The organism is Xanthomonas sp. WHRI 8393 (assembly GCF_040203315.1).
Taxonomy (GTDB): Bacteria; Pseudomonadota; Gammaproteobacteria; order Xanthomonadales; family Xanthomonadaceae; genus Xanthomonas; species Xanthomonas arboricola.
This window is the reverse complement of the sequence record NZ_JBEGGL010000001.1, coordinates 404,167-425,500: the sequence shown is the minus strand read 5'-3', so window position 1 is coordinate 425,500 and position 21,334 is coordinate 404,167. Positions and strand designations below refer to the sequence as shown.

At 66.3% G+C, this 21,334-nt stretch carries 19 protein-coding genes; 10 read left to right on the top strand and 9 right to left on the bottom strand.

Translation table 11 applies throughout. The features are described from left to right. Positions 1-134: 134 nt before the first annotated feature. Both zapE and ABQ137_RS01790 read right to left on the bottom strand, forming a co-directional pair. Positions 135-1,229: a cell division protein ZapE gene (gene zapE / locus ABQ137_RS01795; protein WP_102250863.1), complete on the bottom strand. Its 1,095-nt coding sequence runs from the start codon at positions 1,227-1,229 to the stop codon at positions 135-137. A gap of 78 nt (positions 1,230-1,307) precedes the next feature. Then, a complete protein-coding gene (locus tag ABQ137_RS01790; RefSeq protein ID WP_046346164.1) occupies positions 1,308-1,970 on the bottom strand; it encodes an alpha/beta hydrolase in 663 nt (220 codons plus the stop codon). A gap of 66 nt (positions 1,971-2,036) precedes the next feature. Here ABQ137_RS01790 and ABQ137_RS01785 point away from each other — a divergent pair, with 66 nt between their 5' ends. Next, entirely contained in the window at positions 2,037-2,912 is an 876-nt protein-coding gene (locus tag ABQ137_RS01785; protein ID WP_046345360.1) for an EamA family transporter, read from the top strand. 437 nt (positions 2,913-3,349) lie between these two features. Here ABQ137_RS01785 and ABQ137_RS01780 read toward each other — a convergent pair whose 3' ends face one another. Beyond that, positions 3,350-4,675, bottom strand: a complete 1,326-nt coding sequence (locus ABQ137_RS01780) for a GTP-binding protein (RefSeq protein WP_127159615.1) — start codon at positions 4,673-4,675, stop codon at positions 3,350-3,352. A gap of 62 nt (positions 4,676-4,737) precedes the next feature. Between ABQ137_RS01780 and ABQ137_RS01775 the strand changes: the two genes are divergently transcribed. Continuing rightward, positions 4,738-5,124 carry a MerC domain-containing protein gene (locus ABQ137_RS01775; protein WP_054592074.1) on the top strand — a complete coding sequence of 129 codons (387 nt, stop codon included), beginning with the start codon at positions 4,738-4,740 and terminating at the stop codon, positions 5,122-5,124. A gap of 4 nt (positions 5,125-5,128) precedes the next feature. Here the strand turns inward: ABQ137_RS01775 and ABQ137_RS01770 are convergent, their stop codons facing one another. Together ABQ137_RS01770 and ABQ137_RS01765 are read right to left on the bottom strand one after the other, a co-directional pair. Beyond that, positions 5,129-6,847, bottom strand: a complete 1,719-nt coding sequence (locus ABQ137_RS01770; protein ID WP_349781028.1) for an ExeM/NucH family extracellular endonuclease — start codon at positions 6,845-6,847, stop codon at positions 5,129-5,131. Positions 6,848-7,229: 382 nt separating this feature from the next. After that, positions 7,230-7,748: a c-type cytochrome gene (locus tag ABQ137_RS01765; RefSeq protein WP_016902056.1), complete on the bottom strand. Its 519-nt coding sequence runs from the start codon at positions 7,746-7,748 to the stop codon at positions 7,230-7,232. A gap of 281 nt (positions 7,749-8,029) precedes the next feature. Between ABQ137_RS01765 and ABQ137_RS01760 the strand changes: the two genes are divergently transcribed. The 4 genes from ABQ137_RS01760 to ABQ137_RS01745 are packed head-to-tail and all read left to right on the top strand — an operon-like array spanning position 8,030 to position 10,956. Next, positions 8,030-8,674, top strand: coding sequence for a DUF4198 domain-containing protein (locus ABQ137_RS01760; RefSeq protein ID WP_102250866.1), 645 nt, complete (start codon positions 8,030-8,032; stop codon positions 8,672-8,674). A gap of 25 nt (positions 8,675-8,699) precedes the next feature. Next, positions 8,700-9,011 carry a DUF3649 domain-containing protein gene (locus ABQ137_RS01755; RefSeq protein ID WP_024939006.1) on the top strand — a complete coding sequence of 104 codons (312 nt, stop codon included), beginning with the start codon at positions 8,700-8,702 and terminating at the stop codon, positions 9,009-9,011. Continuing rightward, positions 9,008-10,624 carry a PepSY-associated TM helix domain-containing protein gene (locus tag ABQ137_RS01750; RefSeq protein ID WP_349781027.1) on the top strand — a complete coding sequence of 539 codons (1,617 nt, stop codon included), beginning with the start codon at positions 9,008-9,010 and terminating at the stop codon, positions 10,622-10,624. The genes ABQ137_RS01755 and ABQ137_RS01750 overlap by 4 nt, the downstream gene beginning before the upstream one ends. Further along, on the top strand, positions 10,621-10,956 hold the full coding sequence (locus tag ABQ137_RS01745; protein ID WP_016902052.1) for a DUF3325 domain-containing protein: 336 nt from the start codon (positions 10,621-10,623) through the stop codon (positions 10,954-10,956). The genes ABQ137_RS01750 and ABQ137_RS01745 overlap by 4 nt, the downstream gene beginning before the upstream one ends. Before the next feature lie 9 nt (positions 10,957-10,965). Here the strand turns inward: ABQ137_RS01745 and ABQ137_RS01740 are convergent, their stop codons facing one another. The 3 genes from ABQ137_RS01740 to ABQ137_RS01730 all read right to left on the bottom strand — a co-directional run bounded on the left by ABQ137_RS01740 (position 10,966) and on the right by ABQ137_RS01730 (position 12,571). After that, positions 10,966-11,493 (bottom strand): RES family NAD+ phosphorylase, encoded by a 528-nt coding sequence (locus ABQ137_RS01740; RefSeq protein WP_228912475.1) that lies wholly within the window; start codon positions 11,491-11,493, stop codon positions 10,966-10,968. Next, positions 11,490-11,864, bottom strand: coding sequence for a hypothetical protein (locus ABQ137_RS01735; RefSeq protein ID WP_016902050.1), 375 nt, complete (start codon positions 11,862-11,864; stop codon positions 11,490-11,492). The genes ABQ137_RS01740 and ABQ137_RS01735 overlap by 4 nt, the downstream gene beginning before the upstream one ends. A gap of 86 nt (positions 11,865-11,950) precedes the next feature. After that, positions 11,951-12,571 (bottom strand): TetR/AcrR family transcriptional regulator, encoded by a 621-nt coding sequence (locus tag ABQ137_RS01730; protein WP_104553341.1) that lies wholly within the window; start codon positions 12,569-12,571, stop codon positions 11,951-11,953. Positions 12,572-12,699: 128 nt separating this feature from the next. On the opposite strand from ABQ137_RS01730, the gene ABQ137_RS01725 reads away from it, so the two are divergent. The 4 genes from ABQ137_RS01725 to ABQ137_RS01710 all read left to right on the top strand — a co-directional run bounded on the left by ABQ137_RS01725 (position 12,700) and on the right by ABQ137_RS01710 (position 19,945). After that, positions 12,700-13,863 carry an isovaleryl-CoA dehydrogenase gene (locus tag ABQ137_RS01725; RefSeq protein WP_154831230.1) on the top strand — a complete coding sequence of 388 codons (1,164 nt, stop codon included), beginning with the start codon at positions 12,700-12,702 and terminating at the stop codon, positions 13,861-13,863. Between the two features lie 10 nt (positions 13,864-13,873). Continuing rightward, positions 13,874-15,484 (top strand): carboxyl transferase domain-containing protein, encoded by a 1,611-nt coding sequence (locus ABQ137_RS01720; RefSeq protein WP_349781026.1) that lies wholly within the window; start codon positions 13,874-13,876, stop codon positions 15,482-15,484. Positions 15,485-15,726: 242 nt separating this feature from the next. Then, positions 15,727-17,754, top strand: coding sequence for an acetyl/propionyl/methylcrotonyl-CoA carboxylase subunit alpha (locus tag ABQ137_RS01715; protein ID WP_349781025.1), 2,028 nt, complete (start codon positions 15,727-15,729; stop codon positions 17,752-17,754). Between the two features lie 103 nt (positions 17,755-17,857). Continuing rightward, positions 17,858-19,945, top strand: a complete 2,088-nt coding sequence (locus ABQ137_RS01710) for a S9 family peptidase (protein WP_349781024.1) — start codon at positions 17,858-17,860, stop codon at positions 19,943-19,945. A gap of 149 nt (positions 19,946-20,094) precedes the next feature. Here the strand turns inward: ABQ137_RS01710 and ABQ137_RS01705 are convergent, their stop codons facing one another. After that, positions 20,095-21,303, bottom strand: a complete 1,209-nt coding sequence (locus ABQ137_RS01705) for a putative peptide maturation dehydrogenase (protein WP_349781023.1) — start codon at positions 21,301-21,303, stop codon at positions 20,095-20,097. Between the last annotated feature and the right edge of the window lie 31 nt (positions 21,304-21,334).

Sequence of the window (21,334 nt, the reverse complement as noted above, 5' to 3'; positions counted from 1 at the left end):
ATAGCGCACTATTTAATTGCAAGCGATTTTTAGATCCATTGTGCAACCAGGCACCGCCGCCGAACTGGCCCAGGCCGCCGTCCTGATCGGTCACAAGATCTTATGCAGTCCCGGGCCGGGCCGCGTCTGCATGTCTAGGCCCGATGCGCGGTCGCCAGATACTCGGCGCTCTGCATCTCGATCAGGCGCGAGGCGGTGCGCTCGAAGGCGCCGGCCAGGCGCTGGCCGCTGTACAACGCGGGCGGGGCGTCCTGCGCGGTGCAGACCAGGTTGACGTGGCGGTCGTACAGCTCGTCGATCAGATTGACGAAGCGACGTGCGGCGTCCTCATTCATGCGATCGAAGTGCGGGATGCCGCCCAGCAACACGGTGGTGAATTCGCGCGCGATCTCGATGTAATCGCCCGGGCCACGCGGGCCCTCGCACAGCGCGGCGAAATCGAACCAGGCGATGCTCTTGCCGCGCGCACGCACGGCAATCTTGCGCGCCTCGATTTCGATGTTGCCGCTGCGCGGCTCGGAATTTCCGCTCAGCTCGCCCCAGCGCTGCGTCAGCCATGTGTCGGCCTGCGCATCCAGGGGCGCGCGATACACCGGTGAGCGCGTCAGCGCGCGCATGCGGTAATCCTCGGTGCCTTCGGCATAGAGTTCCACGCAGAACTTCTGCAACAGGCCGATCGCCGGCATGAAACTGTCGCGCTGCAGGCCATTGGCGTAGAGGTTTTCCGGTGCGGTGTTGGAGGTGGTCACCAGGGTCACGCCTTCGGCGAACAGGCGTTCCAGCAGGCGCGCCAGCAACATCGCATCGCCGATGTCGGTGACGAAGAATTCGTCCAGCACCAGCACGCGCAAATTCTCGCGCCACTGCTGCGCGATCTTGGCCAGCGGATCGCTTTGCCCGGCGTGCTCGCGCAGTTGCTCGTGCACCCCGCGCATGAAGCGATGGAAGTGCGTGCGGTACTTCTGCTTGATCGGCAACCCGTCGTAGAACAGGTCGACCAGGAAGGTCTTGCCGCGCCCCACCCCGCCCCAGAAATACAGGCCGCGCACCGGCTCGGGCTTTTTCCAGAACGCCGACAGCCGATCCAGCCAGCCGTCCTGCGCGCTGTCCACCAATGCCTCGTGGATACGGTCCAGCTCGGCCAGCGCCGCCTGCTGCGCGGGGTCGGCGCGCCAGTCGCCGCGTTGTACGCCGGCGGCGTAGCGCTGCGACGGGGTCATCTCACTCATCGTGTTCTCCGCGGGCCGGCTGCTGCCTTGCCCGCTCAACGGCGCATCGCCGGGCGATACGCATGGGCCCTGCCGCGGTCAGACGGCGGCCGGCAACCAGCGCCGGACACCATGCTGGATCGCACCGCGCAGATCGATCAATTTGCGGTGGAAGAAGTGGCTGGTGTCGGGCATGCGTACCAGCTCGGGCTGCTGCTCCAGGGTCTCCAGCCAGTCATACACCGCCTGCGGGTCGACGATTTCGTCGGCATCGCCCTGCACCACCAGCCACTGCGCCGGCGGCTGCATGTCGCTGAAATCCCAGCGCCCGGCCGGCGGCGCGATCGAGATCAGCACCTGCGGTTCAAGCGAGCCGGCGGCGCGCAGCGATACATACGCCCCGAAGCTGAAACCGGCCAGCCACAGCGTGTCGCCCGGGCGCTGGCTGCGCACCCATGCGGCGACCGCACGCAGATCGTCCTGCTCGCCATCGCCATGATCAAACGCACCGGCCGAGTTGCCGACACTGCGGAAATTGAAGCGCACCACGGTGATCCCCAACTCGCGCAGCGCGCGCGCAGCCATGGTGACGACCTTGTTGTGCATGCTGCCGCCCTCGGTGGAGAGCGGGTGGCAGACGATGGCGGTGACCGGTTGCACGGCAACGTCCGGCTCGGGCAGATCGACCGCGACATCGAGCGGACCGACTGGCCCGTCCAATGTCAGTGCGGCCGATTCGGTGGGGAATAAGGGATTGGACATACCGTCATAATAGCCGCCCCGCCGGCCGCGTTCATCGCCCTGCCTGCACACTTCGTTGCGTTGCCCATGCATTTTCTGCTGTTTGCGGTCGTTTGCAGTGTCCTGGTGTCGGTGGTTCTCAAGCTGCTGCCGCGCTATCGCCTGGATGCTGCGCAGGCGATCACCTGGAACTACGCCACCGCCGCACTGCTGGCGTGGCTGACCCTGCATCCGTCACTGGACACGCTGCGCGCGCCGACCACGCCCTGGCTGGCACTGTTTGCATTGGCGGTGGCGCTGCCCTCGATCTTCATGCTGCTGGCACGCGCGGTCGCCACCGCCGGCATCGTCCGTACCGACATTGCCCAACGCCTGTCGCTCCTGCTCTCGCTGGCGGCGGCGTTCACGCTCTTCGGTGAACCGGTCAATGCCTGGAAGCTGACGGGACTGGGCCTGGGTCTGCTGGCCATCGTCTGCATCCTGCAACGGCCACGTCAGGCCACCGGTGCGGATTCGGCCCCGACCTCGATCGGATGGCCGTGGCTGGCAGGCGTGTGGATGGGCTTTGCCCTGATCGATCTGTTGCTCAAGCACATCGCACAGGCCGGTACGCCTTCATTGACGTCATTGACGCTGTGCTTTGCCCTGGCAGGTGTGCTGATGCTTGGCCTGCAAGTCGTTCGCCGGGGCGGTGTCGCGCGCCTGAGCTTTCGCAACCTGCTCGCCGGCGTGCTCCTGGGCGCGCTTAATTTCGGCAACATCCTGTGCTACGTGCGCGCCCATCAGCTGCTGCCACACAGCCCGGCCACCGTCTTCGCCAGCATGAACCTGGGGGTGGTCATCCTGGGAGCGCTCGTCGGCAAGCTGGGGTTCGGCGAACGCATCGGCCGACGCGGCTGGGTGGGGCTGTTGCTGGCGGCGCCGGCAATCGCAGCGATCGCCTGGGGCATGCGGCTGGGCTGATGGCGGCATTCGGCCGGCGCGACGCCGGTTCGCCACTCGCCTCGAAGGGGCAGCGCTGGAGATCATGCGTGCAGTGACCCAAGGGGGACTGTGATGCGCATGGGTCAGTTGTTTGGCAGCCGTCATCGCGTCGCGGTGTGCTCACTTCGGCGCCTAGATCCGTCGCCGCCCTCCTCACGTCGCCGGCCTGGACGACGGCTCTCGTTGCCAGTCTGCCGAAAAAGCAAGAGCACATCGCAAGGCAAGCGACAACGGCTACCGCGGAAGATCCGGACAGCGCCGTTGCCTGTGCGCGCTGTCCGGAGGCCGCGGGTGAGGCATGCGATACACCGCCACGTGGCGGCACATCCGCACGCCGCACTGCAGATGCAAGCCTGCGGCAGATTGCATCCGGAACCAGGCGCGAACGGATGTCGACAGCGCGATCCAGGCCGCCATCAGCGCTGCCAGTGCGGAAACGGATCGTCCAGCAGTTGCCATTGCGCCGGGCCCTGGCGTAGCTCGTGATCGCTGAGCAGGCAGGCATCCAGCGCAGCGCGCGTGCGCGGCGCGTCCATGTCCACGCCGATCACCGCCAGCTCCTGGCGACGGTCGCCCCATAGCGGGTGCCACAGCCGCTGCATCGCGGCGTATTCGCTGGCATCGCCAACCTCGTGCGGTTGCGGCAGCGGCGCGGTCCAGCATTGCGTCTGCTGACGCTGCCAGCCGATATCGGTATACGGCAATGGCGTGATGCTGGTCTGCAGCGGCTCGCCGATGGCATGCGCATCCACGCGATGGCGTGCGGCAAACCAGAAGCCCGCTGCATTGGTCTGGGTCGCGCCACCCACGCTGGACAATTCGCCAACCCAATCCATGCGGCTGGCCAACCAGAAAAATCCCTTGCTGCGAATCACCTGCGGCAGACCGCCTTGCACCATGCGCGCAAAACGCTGCGGGTGAAACGGCCGGCGGGCGCGATAGACGAAGCTGCTGATGCCGTATTCCTCGGTTTCCGGCGTGTGCTGGCCGCGCAGTTCCTGCATCCAGCCCGGCGCCAGCTGCGCACGGGTGAAATCGAAGCGGCCGGTGTCTAGCACCTGGCGCAGTGGCACTTCGCCATGCACCGCGTCGACGATCGCCGCCTCGCGATTGAGCGCACGCAACACCGCGCGCAGGCGTTGCAGCTGCTGTGCATCGATCTGATCGCACTTGCTGATCACCAGCACGTCGGCGAATTCCACCTGTTCGCCCAGCAACTGCACCAGCCCGCGGCTATCGTCCGGGCCGGCCTGCTGGCCGAGTTCGGCCAGCGTGGCGGCCGAGCCGAAGTCCTGCAGGAAGCGGCTGCCGTCCACCACCGTCACCATGGTGTCGAGCCGGGCGATGTCGGCCAGGCTGAAGCCGTCGGCATCGCGCACCGCGAAGGTGGCCGCCACCGGCATCGGCTCGGCGATGCCGGTCGATTCGATCAACAGATAGTCGTAGCGCTTCTGTTCGGCCAGCTTGCGTACCTCCTGCAGCAGATCGTCGCGCAACGTGCAGCAGATGCAGCCGTTGCTGAATTCCACCAGTGTCTCTTCGGTGCGTCGCAAGGCCGCGCCGCCCTCGCGCAGCAGCTGCGCGTCGATGTTGACCTCGCTCATGTCGTTGACGATCACCGCCACGCGCAGGCCGTCGCGGTTATGCAGGATGCGGTTGAGCAGGGTGGTCTTGCCGGCGCCGAGAAAGCCGGACAACACGGTGACGGGCAGGCGTGAATCGCGCTTGGGGGACAGGGACATCCTGAGGGCCTGGCTGGAATGGAAGTGTTACTATATAACACTAGCTCGACAGGACACCCCCGATGCGCGTTACCGCTTCTGTACTGGACAACTCGGCCATCGCCTTATCCAGCCTGTGCCTGCTGCACTGCCTAGCGCTGCCATTGCTGGCCGCTGCACTGCCGCTGCTGGGTGCCTGGAGCCGGGCCGAATGGGTGCATGTGGTGTTCGCCACGGCCGCCGTGCCGCTGAGCGGCTACGCGCTGTGGAGCAGTCATCGCCGGCATGCACTGCCCGCGCCGGTATGGGCGCTGGCGGTCTTCGGCCTAGCCGGCCTGGTGCTGGGCGCCAGCGGGGTTGCCGGCGGCAGTTGGGAAACCCCGATCACGGTGACCGGCAGCCTGCTGCTGGCCAGCACGCACCTGCTCAACCTGCGGCTGCGCCGCCGCGCCGGGACGTGCGCCAGCTAGCGCGCTATAGCGAAAAACCCAGCAGCACCGGGTCGTGGTCGGAACTGCGCCACGGGCCGGGCAGGTTGCGCTTGGCATAGCCGGCATCGTCCATGACATCGGCGTTGATATGCCATTCCACCGCGCCGCGCAGTTGCTTGGCCATCGCCGGGCTGAGCAGGGCGTGGTCCAGCCGCCCGCTCATGCCATCGTAGACGTAGCTGTAGGGCTGCTTCACGCCGGCCACCGCAAAGGCGTCCTGCCAGCCGCTGGCGCGCAGGCTGCGCATCGGCGTTTCCATCGCGTAGGCGTTGAAATCGCCCAGCAATACGGCCAGCTTGGTCTGCGCGCCGGTGGGGTCGGTCTGCAGCCACTGGTGCAGGCGCTTGGCCGATTCGGTGCGGGTGGCGTTCCAGCAGGCCTGGCCGTCGCGCTGGTCGGCATCGGCGCCGCTGGCGCTGCCGCAGCCCTTGGACTTGAAGTGATTGGCGACCACCACGAAGGTTGCCCCGCGGGTGCTGCGAAACGCCTGCGCCAGCGGCACCCGGCTGTGGCTGTCGAACGGCCCGCCGGTCAGCGTGGCCGGCTTGCCGACCGGCGTGACCTGCGAACTGCGGTACACGATGCCGACCCGGATCGCGTCATCGCCCGGGCCGCTGCCGGTGTCGACGAACTGCCAGTCCTTGGCCTTGTCAGCCGCGTTGAGCGCGGCGACCAGTTGCGCCACCGCCGCATCAGCGTCATTGCCATCGTTTTCCAGCTCCATCAACGCAGCCACATCGGCGTGCAACGGCACGATGGTGGACACCAGCTTGGTCAGCTGCGCCTGGAACTGCTCGTGCGTGCGCGCACCGCGCTTGGTCGGAAAGCCGCCGCCGCGGCCATTGCCGTTGAAGAAGTTCTCCAGATTGAACGAGGCGATACGCAGGTCACCGCCAACCTGCGGCGCCACCGCGGTCGGCATGGCCGGCAGCGTCAACGGACTCAGCACCTGGATGCGGTAGTTGCCGTCGTAACGCTGGTCGACGATGCCGTCGACCGACTTGAGCAGGCTGCCGCTGCGCAGCACCGGATCGGCCGGCAGATAGGCCACCGCCTTGGGGCTGCGGCCGTTGCGCGCGTCGTCCAGCAACACCTGGCGACGGGCGTTGTCGGCCTGCACCTGTGCGAAGGCCGGGGTGCCGGCGGCGGCCACTTCGCTGGGCTGCCACAAGCGCCCGCCGAACGCGGCGACCAGCTCGCCATAGGTGTCCAGACGATCGCTGCCGTTGAGCGTCAGCGCAGCGATGCGCACGTGCTCGCCTTCCAGCGCTTCCCAGTTGGCCGGCGGCCCGCTGAGCATGCGCACCGGCACCGGCTGGCCGCTGGCCAGTCGCTCGATACTGCTGGCATCCACCGTGGTCAGGCTCGCCTCGCCGCCTGCCGACACCTCGCGAACGGTGCCGACGATGCGCACGCGGTCGCCCACCGCCACCTCGGCATTGCCGGCACCGGTCACGAACAGACCGTGCGAGCGCCGCGGCTCGAAGCCGGGCTGCTGCACGAACAGCCCGGCCAGACCGGCACGCGTATCGGCGGTGACAATGCCCTCCACGTCGACCACACGGCCGTCGTAGGGGCTACGAGTGTCTTCGCCTTGCACGTCGGCGATCGACAGACGTTGCGGCGCGCCCTCGGCGGCACTGCCCAGCAGTGGCGCCAACAGACCGATCACACCGAGCACAACCAGCGAGCAACGCGACATCGACACACTCCAGAAAGACGTAGACCACATGCAAGCGCCGCCCCGAAGGCGGCGCGTGAGAACCGCGACAGGCTAGCAAAACGTTGCGAGTGGCGACCAGCTGCTGCGTGGGTAGCGTGGCCGATCTACAGATGCCGGTAACTGCAGGCATTCCCCGAAGCACTTGCGCCGGCCTGGGCGTCCAAGGCTAAGGTTGTCGTGCAAGCACGTCGTGCAGCGAGTGCAAACGCTCGCGCAATGGGTGCTGGCCTACAAAAGCTAACGCGTGCTCCAGCGCGTGCAAGCCTGGCGATTGACCGGTCGACGCACCCGCGCACGGCGCGCGCTGCCACCTGGCCGCACACCGACCGCTTGTGTCAACCGCCTACTGCGCTGCAGGCGCTTACTTCAGATTGCTCAGCATCCAGTCGACCGTGGCCCGCACCTGTTCTTCGGTCAACGCCGGGTTGCCGCCCTTGGGCGGCATGATGCCGCCATCCGGGCCGGTGTAGCCCTCGATCGCGTGCTTGTACAAGGTGTCCTTGCCCTGGGCGATGCGCGCGTCCCAGTGCGCATGGTCCAGCGTCGGCGCCTTGCCCACGCCGGTGGTGTGGCAGGCGGTGCACAGGTTGTCGAAGATGGTCTTGCCGTCGGTGCTGCCGCCGTAGGCGGACTGCGAGGCGGCCTTGGCCAGCGCTGCCGCCTGGGCTGCGGCCTGTGCGGACGCACCGGTGGTGCCGGCATAGACCGCGCCGGCCGGGGCGATGCGTTGCTGCACGCGCTTGGCCGCAGTGGGCGAGACTTCGTCGGGAATGGCGCGTTGCAAATAGGCTGCCAGGGCAATCAGGCCCAGGGTGATCACCACCAGTAGTCCGATCACCATCGAGAATTTCTTCAGGAACTCGAGGTCGTAATTCCGCACGCGCTCACCCCTGGCTGTTGGTCGAAGACCTCTGCTAGCGCCGGAGTATAGAGCACAGTTCGCGCCCGTCTGGCCAGTGTGCATGACCGTGATTGCAGCGGTGTGCGCTGCGCCCTGGCGCGCTATGGGTCTTGCAGGCACGCCGGTCCGCGCAGCCCGATGAATTGCCGCAATGCCGCATGAGACGTTGGTCGCGCTTGAGGGAATTGCGTATCATTCCCATCAATCCACGGTGATGCGGTTCTCGCCTCGCCCGGTCCCGCTGACGAGGAGTCGCCGCGATGAAGTCCTTCCTGCTGTCCTGCCTGGCCTTGGCCAGCATCAGTCTGTCTGCCCAAGCCCACGAGATCTGGATCGAGCGCGACGGTAGCGGCCCGGTGCGCATCTACTTCGGCGAGCCGGCGCAGGAGGCCCTGGATCACGGCGAAGACGAGATCAAGCGTGTGGTCAAGCCGACCGTGTTCGGCAGCGCCGGCAAGGCTGGCGCCCTGCAGCGCGGCAGCGAATTCCTCACCGCGCCGTTGTCCGGCACCGGCGATGCCTGGCTGAGCGATGACAGCGTGTTCGAGCCGTGGAAGGGCGAGGCCGGCGGCTTTGAGACCGTGAGCTACTACGCACGCGCCGGGCGCGCCACGCCCTCGGCCAAGCTCGATTTCGAACTGGTGCCCACCGCCGCCAACAGCAACACGCTGACCGTGCTCTATCGCAACAAGCCGCTGCCCAAGGTCGAGGTGACGGTGATCGACCCGCAGAAGTGGCAGAAGACGCTGACCTCCGACGCCAAGGGCCAGGTGACCCTGCCCAAGCTGCGCGCCGGCCGGCACATCCTGGTCGCTGCCAACAAGGAGCCGGTGAAGCGTGAGATCGCCGGCAAGCAGGTGTCGATGATCCATCACATCAGCACGTTGACCTTCCTGGCCGAGTAAGTCGGCCACACGCCTGGCTGATCCGATGTCCACCGCACCGTCCCTGCCGCTTCCCTGGTTCAGGCGTCCCTGGCTGGGCGTGCTTGGGCGCACGCTGGCGGCGATGTTTGGCGGCTATGCACTCGCCAGCGCCACCAATCTGCTGCTGGCGCTGGTCCTGCCGATGCCACGCAGCGAGGCGGTGTTGACCAGCATGCTGGTCGGCATCGTGGTGTGCGCCTGCGCGCCGCTATGGGCCTTCGCCACCGCCAGCGTGTGGCGCGCCTGGGCCGGCATCGCGGTGCCGGCGGCGCTGATGTTCGCACTGGCCGCATGGCTGCAACGGGGCGTGGCATGAAGCAGGGATTCCGCCAGTCGATGGCGTGGCTGCACACCTGGACCGGCCTGCTGGTCGGCTGGGTGCTGCTGTTGATCTTCATGGGCGGCACGGCGAGTTATTACCGCGACGAAATCAGCCGCTGGATGCGCCCGGAATTGCCCACCACCACGGTGAGCAACGCAACCGCGCTGCGCAGTGCCGAGCAGTATCTGCAGACGCATGCAGCCGATGCGCAGAGCTGGAACATCACCTTGCCGGACACGCGCAATCCGGTAGTCAGCATGTACTGGCAAAACCCTGCGCCAGCCGATGGCAAACCGGCCAGCCGCCGGCAGATGTACGGCACCGCCATCATCGACCCGGCCACCGGCAGGGAAATCGCCGCACGCGACACCCTGGGCGGCGAATTCTTCTACCGGCTGCATTTCGACCTGCATTATCTGCCGGTGATGTGGTCGCGCTATATCGTCGGTTTCTGCGCGATGTTCATGCTGGTGGCGATCATCAGCGGCGTGATCACGCACAAGAAGATCTTCAAGGATTTCTTCACCTTTCGCCCGGGCAAGGGCCTGCGCTCGTGGCTGGATTTCCACAACGTCAGCGCGGTGACCGCGTTGCCGTACCACGCGATGATCACCTACACCGGCATCGTGACCTTGATGTTCATGTACCTGCCGTGGGGCATCAAGGCGCAGTACCCCGACAACGAAATGCGTTTCTACGAAGAGTCCGCCAACCGGGTGGCCGATACGCGAGGCGCCTCCGGCACGCCGGCGCGCATGCTGCCGCTGGAACAATTCGTGGCGCGTGCGCGCAGCGACTGGCGTGGCGGCGAGGTGGGCAACGTGGCGGTGTCGCTTCCCAACGACGCGCATGCGGCGGTCGGCGTCACTCAGCGCGCTGGCAACCTCTCCACCGATGCGCCGTCCATCCTGTTCGATGCAATCAATGGACAGCGCCTGCAGCGCAGCGGGCCGCCGGGCGGTGCCAGCCAGACGCGTGGGGTGATGGTGGGCCTGCATATCGCCCACTTCGCCGGGCCGTGGATGCGCGCGCTGTTCTTCGGCTCCGGCTTGCTTGGTTGCCTGATGGTGGCCAGCGGCGTGGTGATGTGGGCAGTGAAGGAACGCCCCAAACACCTGAGGGCTGGGCGCATCGGCTTCGGGCTGCGGTTGGTGGATGCGCTCAACATCGGCACGGTCGCCGGCCTGCCGATCGCCTTTGCCAGTTTCTTCTGGGCCAACCGCTTGTTGCCGGTGGGCCTGGAGGGGCGCGCGGCGATGGAGGCCAATCTGTTCTTCGTCGCATGGGCCACCGCATTGCTGGCCGCGTTCGTGTGGCCACGGCGCGCGATGTGGAGCTGGCAGCTGTATCTGGGTGCGGCCTTGTTCGCGTTGGTGCCGGTGGTCAATGCGATCACCACCGATGTGCATCTGGGCGTGACGTTGCCGGCCGGGCAATGGACGCTGGCCGGGGTCGATCTGGTCTGCCTGTTCCTTGGCGTATCCCTTGGGATCGCGGGATGGCGCCTGCAACACTGGAAGGCGCCGCAACCGGCATCGGCACGACGTGCGCGCGCCACTGCCGCCGCGCCTGCGCAAGGCGGCGTGCCGATGCAGGAGAGCGCATGAGCGTGTGGCTGTTGCTGGCGCTGAATTTTTCCGGATTCGCCGCGCTGTGCCTGGCGATGGACAAGCATCAGCAGGAAGTGCGTGGCCGTACGCTGGGCGCCGCGCGTTCAAGGCAACTGCGCGTGCTGGGTTGGCTGCTGTTGCTGCTCACCTTCGGCCTGGCGGTACACGCGCAAGGCTGGGGCATCGGCCCGGTGTTGTGGCTGGGCACATTGACCGGCGCAGCCGCGTTGCTGTCGCTGTGGCTGCTGCCGTATCGGCGTGGGTTGATTCTGCCCACGGCTGTGGCCGCGCCGGTGCTGGCGGGTGCGCTGCAGCTGTTGCTGGGTTGAAGGGCCTCGCTACGCCTCGATCGGCGGATCGCCCCAACTACGCCCATCGCGCGGCAGGCGGCCATCGTCGAGCACGCGCAACACCTGTTCGGGCTGCAGCATGTCCAGAAACAGCACCACGTTGATGCCCTCCGGCAACGCCATGCTGGGAAAGATCACGCCAGGGATCTCCGCCTCGCGCAGCATGTCGCCGAGCACCCAGCTCACCGGTTCGATCTTGTTGACCAGGGCCTTGCGCCAGTCCTCGGTCCAATCGGACCAGAGCGGATCCCAGCTTGCATCGAGCAGGCGCAGATCGGCCAACGCCGGCAGGTCGGCGGCGTAACTGACCAGGGTCAGTGGCGGCAGGAACAGCGCAGCCTGCGCGTATTCGGCGGCAGCGGTTTCCAGCTGCAGCGACAGATACAGCGCCGGCTGCCCGAAACGATTGAAGCGCCCGCCCGAGCGTGCCGCACCGGCGCCGCTCAGCGGTTCGGCGGCCCAGCGTGGGGTGAAGGCGCGATACAGCGTGCAGTGCGCCGGGGCGCTCAGCTTCAACCGGCGGCACCCGAGGCGACGGTGCGCAGATAGGTCAACGCATCGTCGGTACGGCCCTGTTTGACCACTTCCAGCAAGGTGGCGAATTCGAACGCGGGGATGGGAGTGTTCTTGAGATGGAACACCACCTGGCGTTCGTCCGGCTGGAGCTGCGTCATCGCCACCAGCAGGCGCGACAGGTTGCGTAGCAGGTCCTGCACGCGCGGGCTTTCCGGATGCACGCGCAGGCTGTTGCGATGCACACCGGCCAGCTCGGCCAGCTCCTGCTGCGACAGATCCAGCAGGCCGGCCATGGCCGAGGGCGACAGGATGGTGCGATCCGGTACGCGCAGGCGTTCGGTCAGGGCCAGGGGATTGAGAACGGCGACCATCGCACGACTCCAGCAGGACGAGTGCACAGTATATGCACAGTCAGAAGCGTTCATACAGCCCAGTTAGAGGCTCAGTCAGTGCACTGTCAGCCGGCCGGATGGGACGCGCCGACCGCGCGCAGGCAGAACCCGCAGATCGCCTCGACCAGTTGCTCGCCCTGCTGCGGGTCGCCGCGACTGGGGGCGATCGGTCCCACCAGCGCCTCGGTGAAGGCGCCAACGATGCAGGCCGCCGCTGCGTCCAGCGATTGCGGCGGGAACTCGCCAGCCGCCACGCCTTCGGCAAGCAACTGACGGAACACTTCGCCGAACAGGCGTCGGCCACGGATGCGCTCGGCATCCACCTCGCTTTCCACCGGCTCGGCGATGAAGGCGTACGCCAACGCCGGGCCGGCCAGCGCGCGCCGCACAAAAGTGGCGATCGCGTTGCGCAGGCGCTCGGCAGCGCTGGCCTGGGTGGTGGTGATGGCGCGCAGGATGGTCATCTCGCGCTGCACCGCCGCATTGAGAACTTCCACGAAAAGCTCGGCCTTGGACGGGAAGTGTCGGTAAATCTGCCCGGTGGACACGCCAGCGGCAGCGGCGACGGCGGTCACCGGCGCATTGCGGTAGCCGCCTTCGGCGATCAGGGCGCGGGCCGCGTGCAGGATGCGTTCGCGATTGCCGGCCAGGCGTTCTTCCATCAGGGCGGAGCGTCGATAAGCCATGGTGTGATTCTGGGTTCAATAGTTGAATTTTAGTTCACTTTTTCATTGCGGACCGCTAGGCTGCGCACAAACGCCGTGCGGCCTGCCCGCTCCCACCCGGCACATCCCGATCCCTGCGGAGTCGCTCCATGCACGTGCCGTCCCTGAATTTTGCGCTTGGCGAAGACATCGATCTGCTGCGCGAAAGCGTGGCGGCCTTCGCCAGCCACCATATTGCCCCGCTCGCCGCCGCGGCCGACCAGGACAATGTCTTCCCTGCCCAGCTGTGGCGCCTGTTCGGCGAGCAGGGCCTGCTCGGGCTGACCGTGGAAGAAGAGTACGGCGGCAGCGGCATGGGCTACCTGGCGCATGTGGTGGCGATGGAAGAGATCTCGCGGGCCGGCGGGGCCATCGGCCTGTCGTACGGCGCGCATTCCAACCTGTGCCTCAACCAGCTGCGCAAGAACGCCACGCAGGAACAGAAGCAGCGTTACCTGCCCAGGCTGTGCACCGGCGAGCATGTCGGCGCGCTGGCGATGAGCGAGGCCGGCTCCGGCTCGGATGTGGTGTCGATGAAGCTGCGCGCCGATGCGCGCGGCGACCGCTATGTGCTCAACGGCAGCAAGATGTGGATCACCAACGGCCCGGACGCCGATGTGCTGGTGGTGTACGCCAAGACCGACCCGGATGCCGGCGCACGCGGCATCACCGCCTTCATCATCGAAAAGGGCATGCCGGGATTCTCCACCGCGCAGAAGCTCGACAAGCTGGGCATGCGCGGCTCCAACACCTGCGAGCTGGTGTTCACCGATTGCGAAGTGCCGGCCGAGAACGTGCTGGGCACGCTCAACGGCGGCGTACGCGTGCTGATGTCCGGGCTGGATTTCGAACGTGTGGTGCTGGCCGGTGGCCCGTTGGGCTTGATGGCTGCGGCGATGGACGTGGTGCTGCCGTACGTGCACGAGCGCAAGCAGTTCGGCGCGCCGATCGGCACCTTCCAGTTGATGCAGGCCAAGCTGGCCGACATGTACGTCGGGCTCAACGCCTGCCGCGCGTACGTCTATGCGGTGGCGCGCGCCTGCGATGCCGGGCTGACCACGCGCCAGGATGCGGCCGGCGCGATTCTCTACGCGGCCGAAAAAGCCACCTGGCTCACCGGCCAGGCGATCCAGGTGCTGGGCGGCAACGGCTACATCAACGACTACCCCACCGGGCGCCTGTGGCGCGATGCCAAGCTGTACGAAATCGGCGCGGGCACCTCGGAGATCCGACGCATGCTGATCGGCCGCGAGCTGTTCGAACGCACCGCCTGACGGAGCCACCATGAGCGCGATCACCAGCCAGCTGCAGGTCAGCGGCGAGAGCTTCCAACAAAACGCTGCTGCGATGCGCACCGTGGTCGAGGATCTGCGCCGCACGCTGGCGCAGACCGCGCTGGGCGGCAGTGAGGCTGCGCGTGCCAAGCACAGCGCACGTGGCAAGTTGCTGGTACGCGAGCGTATCGATGCCTTGCTGGATCCGGGCAGCGCCTTGCTGGAGATCGCGCCATTGGCCGCGCACGGTATGTACGACGATCAGGTGCCGTGCGCCGGTGTGGTGGCCGGCATCGGGCGCGTGTCCGGGGTGGAGTGCGTGATCGTGGCCAACGATGCCACCGTCAAGGGCGGCACCTATTACCCGATGACGGTGAAGAAGCATCTGCGCGGGCAGGAAATCGCGCAGCAGAACCGCTTGCCATGCATCTACCTGGTCGATTCCGGCGGCGCGTTCCTGCCGCTGCAGGATGAAGTGTTTCCCGACCGCGATCACTTCGGACGCATCTTCTACAACCAGGCCAACCTGTCGGCCAACGGCATCCCGCAGATCGCCTGCGTGATGGGCTCGTGCACCGCCGGCGGCGCCTACGTGCCGGCGATGAGCGATGAAACGGTGATCGTGCGCGAGCAGGGCACGATCTTTCTCGGCGGTCCACCCCTGGTCAAGGCGGCCACCGGCGAAGAAGTCAGTGCCGAAGAACTCGGCGGTGCCGATGTGCACACGCGCATCTCCGGCGTGGCCGACCACTTTGCCGACAACGACCTGCAGGCCCTGGCGCGCGTGCGCGCCATCATCGCGCGGCTCAACTGGCGCAAGCCGCCTGCATCGCTGGCACTGCAGGCACCGCTGCCGCCGCGCTACGCCGCCGACGAGCTGTATGGCGTGATTCCTGCCGACACGCGCAAGCCCTTCGATGTGCGCGAAGTGATCGCCCGCATCGTCGACGACTCGCAGCTGGACGAATTCAAGCCGCGCTACGGCAGCACCCTGGTCACCGGCTTTGCGCATCTGCATGGCTATCCGGTGGGCATCATCGCCAACAACGGCATCCTGTTTTCCGAGTCTGCGCTCAAGGGCGCGCACTTCATCGAACTGTGTACGCAACGCGGCATTCCGCTGGTGTTCCTGCAGAACATCACCGGCTTCATGGTCGGGCGCAAATACGAACATGGCGGCATCGCCAAGGACGGGGCCAAGCTGGTGATGGCGGTGGCCTGCGCCAAGGTGCCCAAGTTCACCGTGGTGATCGGCGGCTCATTCGGTGCCGGCAATTACGGCATGTGCGGTCGCGCCTACTCGCCGAACTTCCTGTGGATGTGGCCGAATGCGCGCATCGGCGTGATGGGCGGCGAGCAGGCCGCCAGCGTCTTGGCCACGGTGCGCCGCGACGGTATCGAAGCCAAGGGTGGCGCCTGGTCGGGCGAAGAGGAAGCTGCATTCAAGGCGCCGATCCGTGCGCAGTTCGAGCAGCAGGGGCATCCGTATTACGCCAGTGCACGCCTGTGGGACGACGGCATCATCGACCCGGCCGATACCCGTCGCGTGCTGGGGCTGGGACTGTCGGCCGCATTGAATGCACCGATCGAGACGACACGCTTTGGCGTGTTCCGGATGTGAGGTGATGATGTCCGTCTGCAGGTGCTGCTCTTGGCTGTCTTGCGGTGTACACACACCTGCACGCAAGGCGTTGCGTGTCGCCTGGAGCATTGCATGAGGCCGGGCGCGTTGCCTGCGTCGAGCAGCGCATCGCGCGGGGCCGCAGCGGCGTCAGCTGCCATCGCACGGCGTGTGGCGCAATCCATGCAACCGTCTTTCCATCGCAGCGCCCGCCAGCATGGCGGCGTGCAGAGAACTTCGTCATGACCCAGCGCGAACTCACCACCGCAGCAAGACCGCCCTATTTCGACAAGATCCTGATTGCCAATCGCGGCGAGATCGCCTGTCGCGTCATCGCCACCTGCCGCAAGCTCGGCATCGCGACCGTGGCAGTGTATTCGGATGCCGACCGCGATGCGCGACATGTGCGGCTGGCCGATGAAGCGATCCATCTCGGCGCCGCACCGGCGCAGCAGAGTTATCTGCGTGGCGATGCGATCCTGGAGGCGGCACGCGCAAGCGGTGCGCAGGCGATCCATCCCGGCTATGGCTTCCTGTCGGAAAACGCGGCGTTTGCCGATGCCTGCGCGCAGGCTGGCATCGTGTTCATCGGCCCGCCAGCGGCCGCCATCCGCGCGATGGGCGACAAGAGTGCGGCCAAGGCGCTGATGCAACGCGCCGGCGTGCCGCTGACGCCGGGCTACCACGGCGACGAACAGGCGCCGGCGTTCCTGCGTGCGCAGGCCGACGCGATCGGCTATCCGGTGCTGATCAAGGCCAGCGCCGGCGGTGGCGGCAAGGGCATGCGCCGGGTGGATACCAGCGCGGCCTTCGAAGAGGCCTTGGCCAGCTGCCAGCGCGAGGCCCAATCGGCTTTTGGCAATGCGCAGGTGCTGGTGGAGAAATACGTCGAGCGGCCGCGCCATATCGAGATCCAGGTGTTTGGTGATACCCGGGGCGAGGTCGTCTATCTGTTCGAACGCGATTGTTCGGTGCAGCGCCGGCATCAGAAAGTGTTGGAAGAAGCGCCTGCTCCCGGCATGAGCGAACAACGCCGCGCCGCCATGGGCAAGGCCGCCGTGGATGCCGCGCGCGCTGTGGGTTATGTCGGTGCCGGCACGGTGGAGTTCATCGCCGGCCCGGATGGCGATTTCTATTTCATGGAAATGAACACCCGGCTGCAGGTCGAGCACCCGGTGACCGAGTTGATCACCGGCACCGACCTGGTCGAGTGGCAATTGCATGTCGCCGCGGGCGAGCCGTTGCCGCTGCGTCAGCAGGACCTGCGCATCCATGGCCACGCGCTGGAAGCGCGCCTGTATGCCGAAGATGCCGACCGCGGCTTTCTGCCGTCGACCGGCATGCTGCGGCAACTGCAGTTTCCCGCAGCCGGCGCGCATGTACGCATCGATGCCGGGGTGGAGCAAGGCGACAGCATCAGCCCCTACTACGATCCGATGATCGCCAAGCTGATCGTATGGGATGTGGATCGCCCCGCCGCCCTGGCACGCATGCGCGAGGCGCTGGCGCAATTCCATGCAGTGGGCGTGACCACCAACAGCGCGTTCCTTGCGCGCCTGATCGGCACGGCGTCGTTTGCGTCTGCCGATCTGGATACCGCGCTGATCGAACGCGAGCAGGCCGTGTTGTTTCCCGATGCGGTCAGTCCGGCAAATGCCTGGTGGTGCCTGGCAGCGGCGTTGATTGCCGACGCGTTGCCGAAGGCCGCCGCCGATCCGGCCGACCCGTTTTCGCCATGGCAACACATCGATGGCTGGCGCATCGGTGCGCATGCCGCGCACGCCATGACGCTGGAGGCCGCAGGCGAGCGCCGCCAGTTCGGCGTGCGCCCGCTTGGCGATGGCTGGCAGGTCACGACTGCAGGCGATACCCACACGCTGCGCTACCACCTGCAGGGCGATGCACTGCGCGTGGAAATGGATGGCCGACAATGGCGCATGCAGGTCCTGCGCGACGGCGACACCCTGACATTGCGCGATGCCACGCAGCGGGCGACCTTCCGCCACCATGACACGCTGGCCGAAGCCGATCAGCCCGCGCACGACACCGGTGGCCTGACCGCACCGATGCCGGGCCGCATCGTGTCGCTGGTCGCCCCAGTTGGACAGTCGGTCACCCGCGGCCAGGCCCTGGTGGTGCTGGAAGCGATGAAGATGGAGCACACCTTGCACGCGCCCGGCGACGGCACGGTGGCGGCGTACCTGGTGGCCGAGGGCGAGCTGGTCGCCGAGGGTGTCGCGTTGGTGGAATTTGTGTCCGCGTCTGCGTAGCGGCGCCTGGTGGCGTGACCAACGGCACGTCCGCAGGGGCCGGCCCTCGCCCTAGCGTGGGGGAAAGCGGCCGGAGTGGCCGCGCCCCAGACCGGAGACGTCCATGCAACGCCTGCTTCTTGTTTCCAGCATGCTGCTCGCGCTGACCGCCTGCAGCGACAACGCCGCGCCCACCACCGACAAGGCCGCCACGCCGGCCCCGGCCGCTGCGCAAGCACCCGCGGCGCCACCCGAACTGATCACCCGTGATGCGCTGTTCGGCAACCCGGAACGGGCGAACGTGAGCATCAGCCCGGACGGCAAATACCTCAGCTGGGTCGCGCCGCTGGAGGGCGTGCTCAATGTCTGGGTCGCCCCGGTGGATGCACCGGATCAGGCGCGCGCGATCACCAAGGACACCGCACGCGGCATCCGCACTTATTTCTGGACCTATCAACCCAACACGTTGCTGTACCTGCGCGACAATGGCGGCGACGAAGACTTCCATCTGTTCTCGGTGAATCTGAGCGATGGCAGCAGCAAGGACCTCACCCCGTTCAAGAAGACCAACGCCGAGGTGTATCGCGTCAGCGCGCAGCACCCCGAGTCGATCATGGTCGGCATGAACGACCGCGATCCCAAATGGCATGACCTGTATCGGGTGGACCTGGCCTCGGGCAAGCGCAGCCTGGTGCAGCAGAACACCGACAGCCTGGATTCCTATCTGCTCGACGGCAACTACCAGCTGCGCTACGCCACGCGCGCCACCGACGATGCCGGCAGAGAGCTGCTGGTACCGGATGGCAAGCGCTGGAAGCGCGTGGACCGCATCCCGTTCGAGGATGTCAGCAACACCTCGCCCGACGGACTGACCGACGACGGCAAGACGCTATACATGCAGGATTCGCGCAATCGCGACACCGCGGCACTGTATGCCATCGACACCGCCAGCAATGCGCGCACGCTGCTGTTCGAAAACCCGCGCACCGATGTCGGCGCCACCTTGAACGACCCCAGGACCGGCGTGGTGCAGGCCGTGTCCACCGACTATCTGCGCGAGGAATGGAAGGCGCTGGACAACGGCATTGCCGCCGACCTGCAAAAGCTCAAGTCACTCGGCAGCGGTGATGCCAGCGTTGCCGCACGCACGCTCGACGATCGCATCTGGATCGTGGGGTATTCGGCGGCAGAGACACCGCTGAGCTACTACCGCTACGACCGTGCAGACGGCGGCAAGCTGACCAAACTGTTCTCCGCCCGCCCCGCGCTCGACGGCAAACCGCTGGTCCCGATGTGGCCGCAGGAACTGACCGCGCGCGACGGCCTCAAGCTGGTCAGCTATCTCACCCTGCCCTCTGAGGCTGACGCCAATCACGATGGCAAGGCCGACAAGCCGGTGCCGCTGGTGCTGTTCGTGCATGGTGGCCCGTGGGCGCGCGACAGCTACGGCTACGGGCCGTATGAGCAGTGGCTGGCCAATCGCGGCTATGCGGTGCTGGCGGTGAACTTCCGTGGCTCCACCGGCTTCGGCAAGGCCTTCACCAATGCCGGCAACGGCGAGTGGGCCGGCAAGATGCACGACGACCTGCTCGACGCCGTGCAGTGGGCGGTCAAGCAAGGTGTGACCAGGCCCGAGGACGTGGCGATCATGGGCGGCAGCTATGGCGGCTACGCCACGCTGGTCGGCCTGACCTTCACCCCGGACGCGTTCAAGTGCGGCGTGGACATCGTCGGTCCGGCCAACCTCAACACCTTGCTCGGCACCGTGCCGCCGTACTGGGCCAGCTTCTACAAGCAGCTGACCAAACGCATGGGCGACCCGGCCACCGAGGCCGGCAAGCAGTGGCTGACCGAGCGCTCCCCGCTCAGCCATGTCGACAAGATCAGCAAGCCGCTGCTGATCGGCCAGGGTGCCAACGACCCACGCGTCAAGCAGGCCGAGAGCGACCAGATCGTCAACGCGATGAAGGCCAAGAACATTCCGGTCACCTACGTGCTGTTCCCCGACGAAGGCCACGGCTTCCGCCGCCCGGAAAACAGCAAGGCCTTCAACGCGGTGACCGAAGGGTTCCTGGGCCAGTGCCTGGGCGGCCGCGTGCAACCGATCGGCGACGACCTGACCGGCTCCAGCATCACCGTGCCGGAAGGCGCCGACAAGGTGAACGGTCTGAGCGATGCATTGAAGACGCATACGCAGGCGATTCGGCGGTAACGCCATTGCGAAGTGCTTGCTTTGGATCGACGTCAGCGCTCGCCTGCAACGACGAGCGCTGACGGTTGTAGCGAGGTTCTCCAACTAGCCGGCATGCCTGACTTCCCTCGCCAAGCGGTCCAGATCGAAAGATGTGTGATGGTCTCTCGCTAATGGGGTCCGATGTCCTTGGCCGCCTCTGGATCACGACCAGCCGGCCACACTGCCCCGCCAGGATCCAGCTCGGTATTGTTCATTTCCTCGCCACGCCAACCGAATCCGCAGATGGCCAGTGGGCCGTCCTGCAGGCCGTCCAGGCCAAGCGCCTGTTCAATGTCCACCTCGTTGATCGCCGAGGTGACAAACGCTCCCAGCCCCAGGTCGGTTGCGCTCAGATAAAGCGTCTGCGCGATATGGCCGACATCCAGAATCATTGCGCGGTAGGCCTTGGCGTGGTTTCGATACTTCCAGAAACTGCGTAAAAATCGCGGCACCAGGATCACCAGCACCGGCGCATCGGCAAACCAGTGCTGCCCGGACACGGCGCGACGCGCGAAGTCCACCAGCGGTTGCGGCGGCGACTGCAATGGCTGCAAAGCATGATCGACAGGGCGATAGTGATAGAGACCGCTCGTCATTCCCTCGACACGCTGGACCAGCAAGTAGGTTTCGGTGGGATGGAGACTACCCCCCGACGGTACCGGCTTCTTCAAGAATGCGGTGTCGTGCCCCACTTCGATGCGCGCGCTTGCCATGACGCTGCGCTCAAGCATCTGGCCGAGCAAGATGGATGACAGTGGACGCTGCGTATCGAAATTGCGACAGGTGACGCGACGCGACAGTAGCTCATCGAATGTGCCCGGGGTTGACCGCGGCAAGGCAATGCGCGCTTCGACGCCACCCTCGCCTCGGTCTACGATTTCTGCCGGGGGGGCGCCCAGTCGGCCGACCATGCCTTCTGCAGTTGTCAGGCCATGCGCTTCCATGGTGGCCACGCTGTCTTCGCCACTCCAGCGCGCGGATCGATGCCACAACGCAGCCAATGGCCACCAGCGCTGCTGCTGCACGCACTCGTCGTTGCGGCGGTGCTGAACATGTTGTGGTTGATCGCTGATCACAAGACCTTGCTCGATCAAACGCTCCGCCCAGATTGGCAACGGATGCACCTGATCGATGGACTGCCAGCGCGAGGAACTCAACTCGCCCAGCCATTCGCGCTCTTCCTCTGAAACCTCCACCTCCGCCTCAAGATGAGGCGCGAGCGCCAGCCATCGTGTGCGGCGACGCAAGCCATCGCCCCCGGCAAGCAATCGTGCAAGATCAAACACCGAATCGTCGCGCAGTTCAAAAAACAACGTGGTACAGCGACGAATTTGCATAGGAACATCTCAAGGACGCATGAGTACGGTC

What these genes read in the sequence shown, in the direction of transcription:
- zapE (WP_102250863.1), bottom strand. Translation starts at nt 1,229, where the DNA reads ATGAGTGAGATGACCCCGTCGCAGCGCTACGCCGCCGGCGTACAACGC.
- ABQ137_RS01790 (WP_046346164.1), bottom strand. Translation starts at nt 1,970, where the DNA reads ATGTCCAATCCCTTATTCCCCACCGAATCGGCCGCACTGACATTGGAC.
- ABQ137_RS01785 (WP_046345360.1), top strand. Translation starts at nt 2,037, where the DNA reads ATGCATTTTCTGCTGTTTGCGGTCGTTTGCAGTGTCCTGGTGTCGGTG.
- ABQ137_RS01780 (WP_127159615.1), bottom strand. Translation starts at nt 4,675, where the DNA reads ATGTCCCTGTCCCCCAAGCGCGATTCACGCCTGCCCGTCACCGTGTTG.
- ABQ137_RS01775 (WP_054592074.1), top strand. Translation starts at nt 4,738, where the DNA reads ATGCGCGTTACCGCTTCTGTACTGGACAACTCGGCCATCGCCTTATCC.
- ABQ137_RS01770 (WP_349781028.1), bottom strand. Translation starts at nt 6,847, where the DNA reads ATGTCGCGTTGCTCGCTGGTTGTGCTCGGTGTGATCGGTCTGTTGGCG.
- ABQ137_RS01760 (WP_102250866.1), top strand. Translation starts at nt 8,030, where the DNA reads ATGAAGTCCTTCCTGCTGTCCTGCCTGGCCTTGGCCAGCATCAGTCTG.
- ABQ137_RS01755 (WP_024939006.1), top strand. Translation starts at nt 8,700, where the DNA reads ATGTCCACCGCACCGTCCCTGCCGCTTCCCTGGTTCAGGCGTCCCTGG.
- ABQ137_RS01750 (WP_349781027.1), top strand. Translation starts at nt 9,008, where the DNA reads ATGAAGCAGGGATTCCGCCAGTCGATGGCGTGGCTGCACACCTGGACC.
- ABQ137_RS01745 (WP_016902052.1), top strand. Translation starts at nt 10,621, where the DNA reads ATGAGCGTGTGGCTGTTGCTGGCGCTGAATTTTTCCGGATTCGCCGCG.
- ABQ137_RS01735 (WP_016902050.1), bottom strand. Translation starts at nt 11,864, where the DNA reads ATGGTCGCCGTTCTCAATCCCCTGGCCCTGACCGAACGCCTGCGCGTA.
- ABQ137_RS01730 (WP_104553341.1), bottom strand. Translation starts at nt 12,571, where the DNA reads ATGGCTTATCGACGCTCCGCCCTGATGGAAGAACGCCTGGCCGGCAAT.
- ABQ137_RS01725 (WP_154831230.1), top strand. Translation starts at nt 12,700, where the DNA reads ATGCACGTGCCGTCCCTGAATTTTGCGCTTGGCGAAGACATCGATCTG.
- ABQ137_RS01720 (WP_349781026.1), top strand. Translation starts at nt 13,874, where the DNA reads ATGAGCGCGATCACCAGCCAGCTGCAGGTCAGCGGCGAGAGCTTCCAA.
- ABQ137_RS01715 (WP_349781025.1), top strand. Translation starts at nt 15,727, where the DNA reads ATGACCCAGCGCGAACTCACCACCGCAGCAAGACCGCCCTATTTCGAC.
- ABQ137_RS01710 (WP_349781024.1), top strand. Translation starts at nt 17,858, where the DNA reads ATGCAACGCCTGCTTCTTGTTTCCAGCATGCTGCTCGCGCTGACCGCC.
- ABQ137_RS01705 (WP_349781023.1), bottom strand. Translation starts at nt 21,303, where the DNA reads ATGCAAATTCGTCGCTGTACCACGTTGTTTTTTGAACTGCGCGACGAT.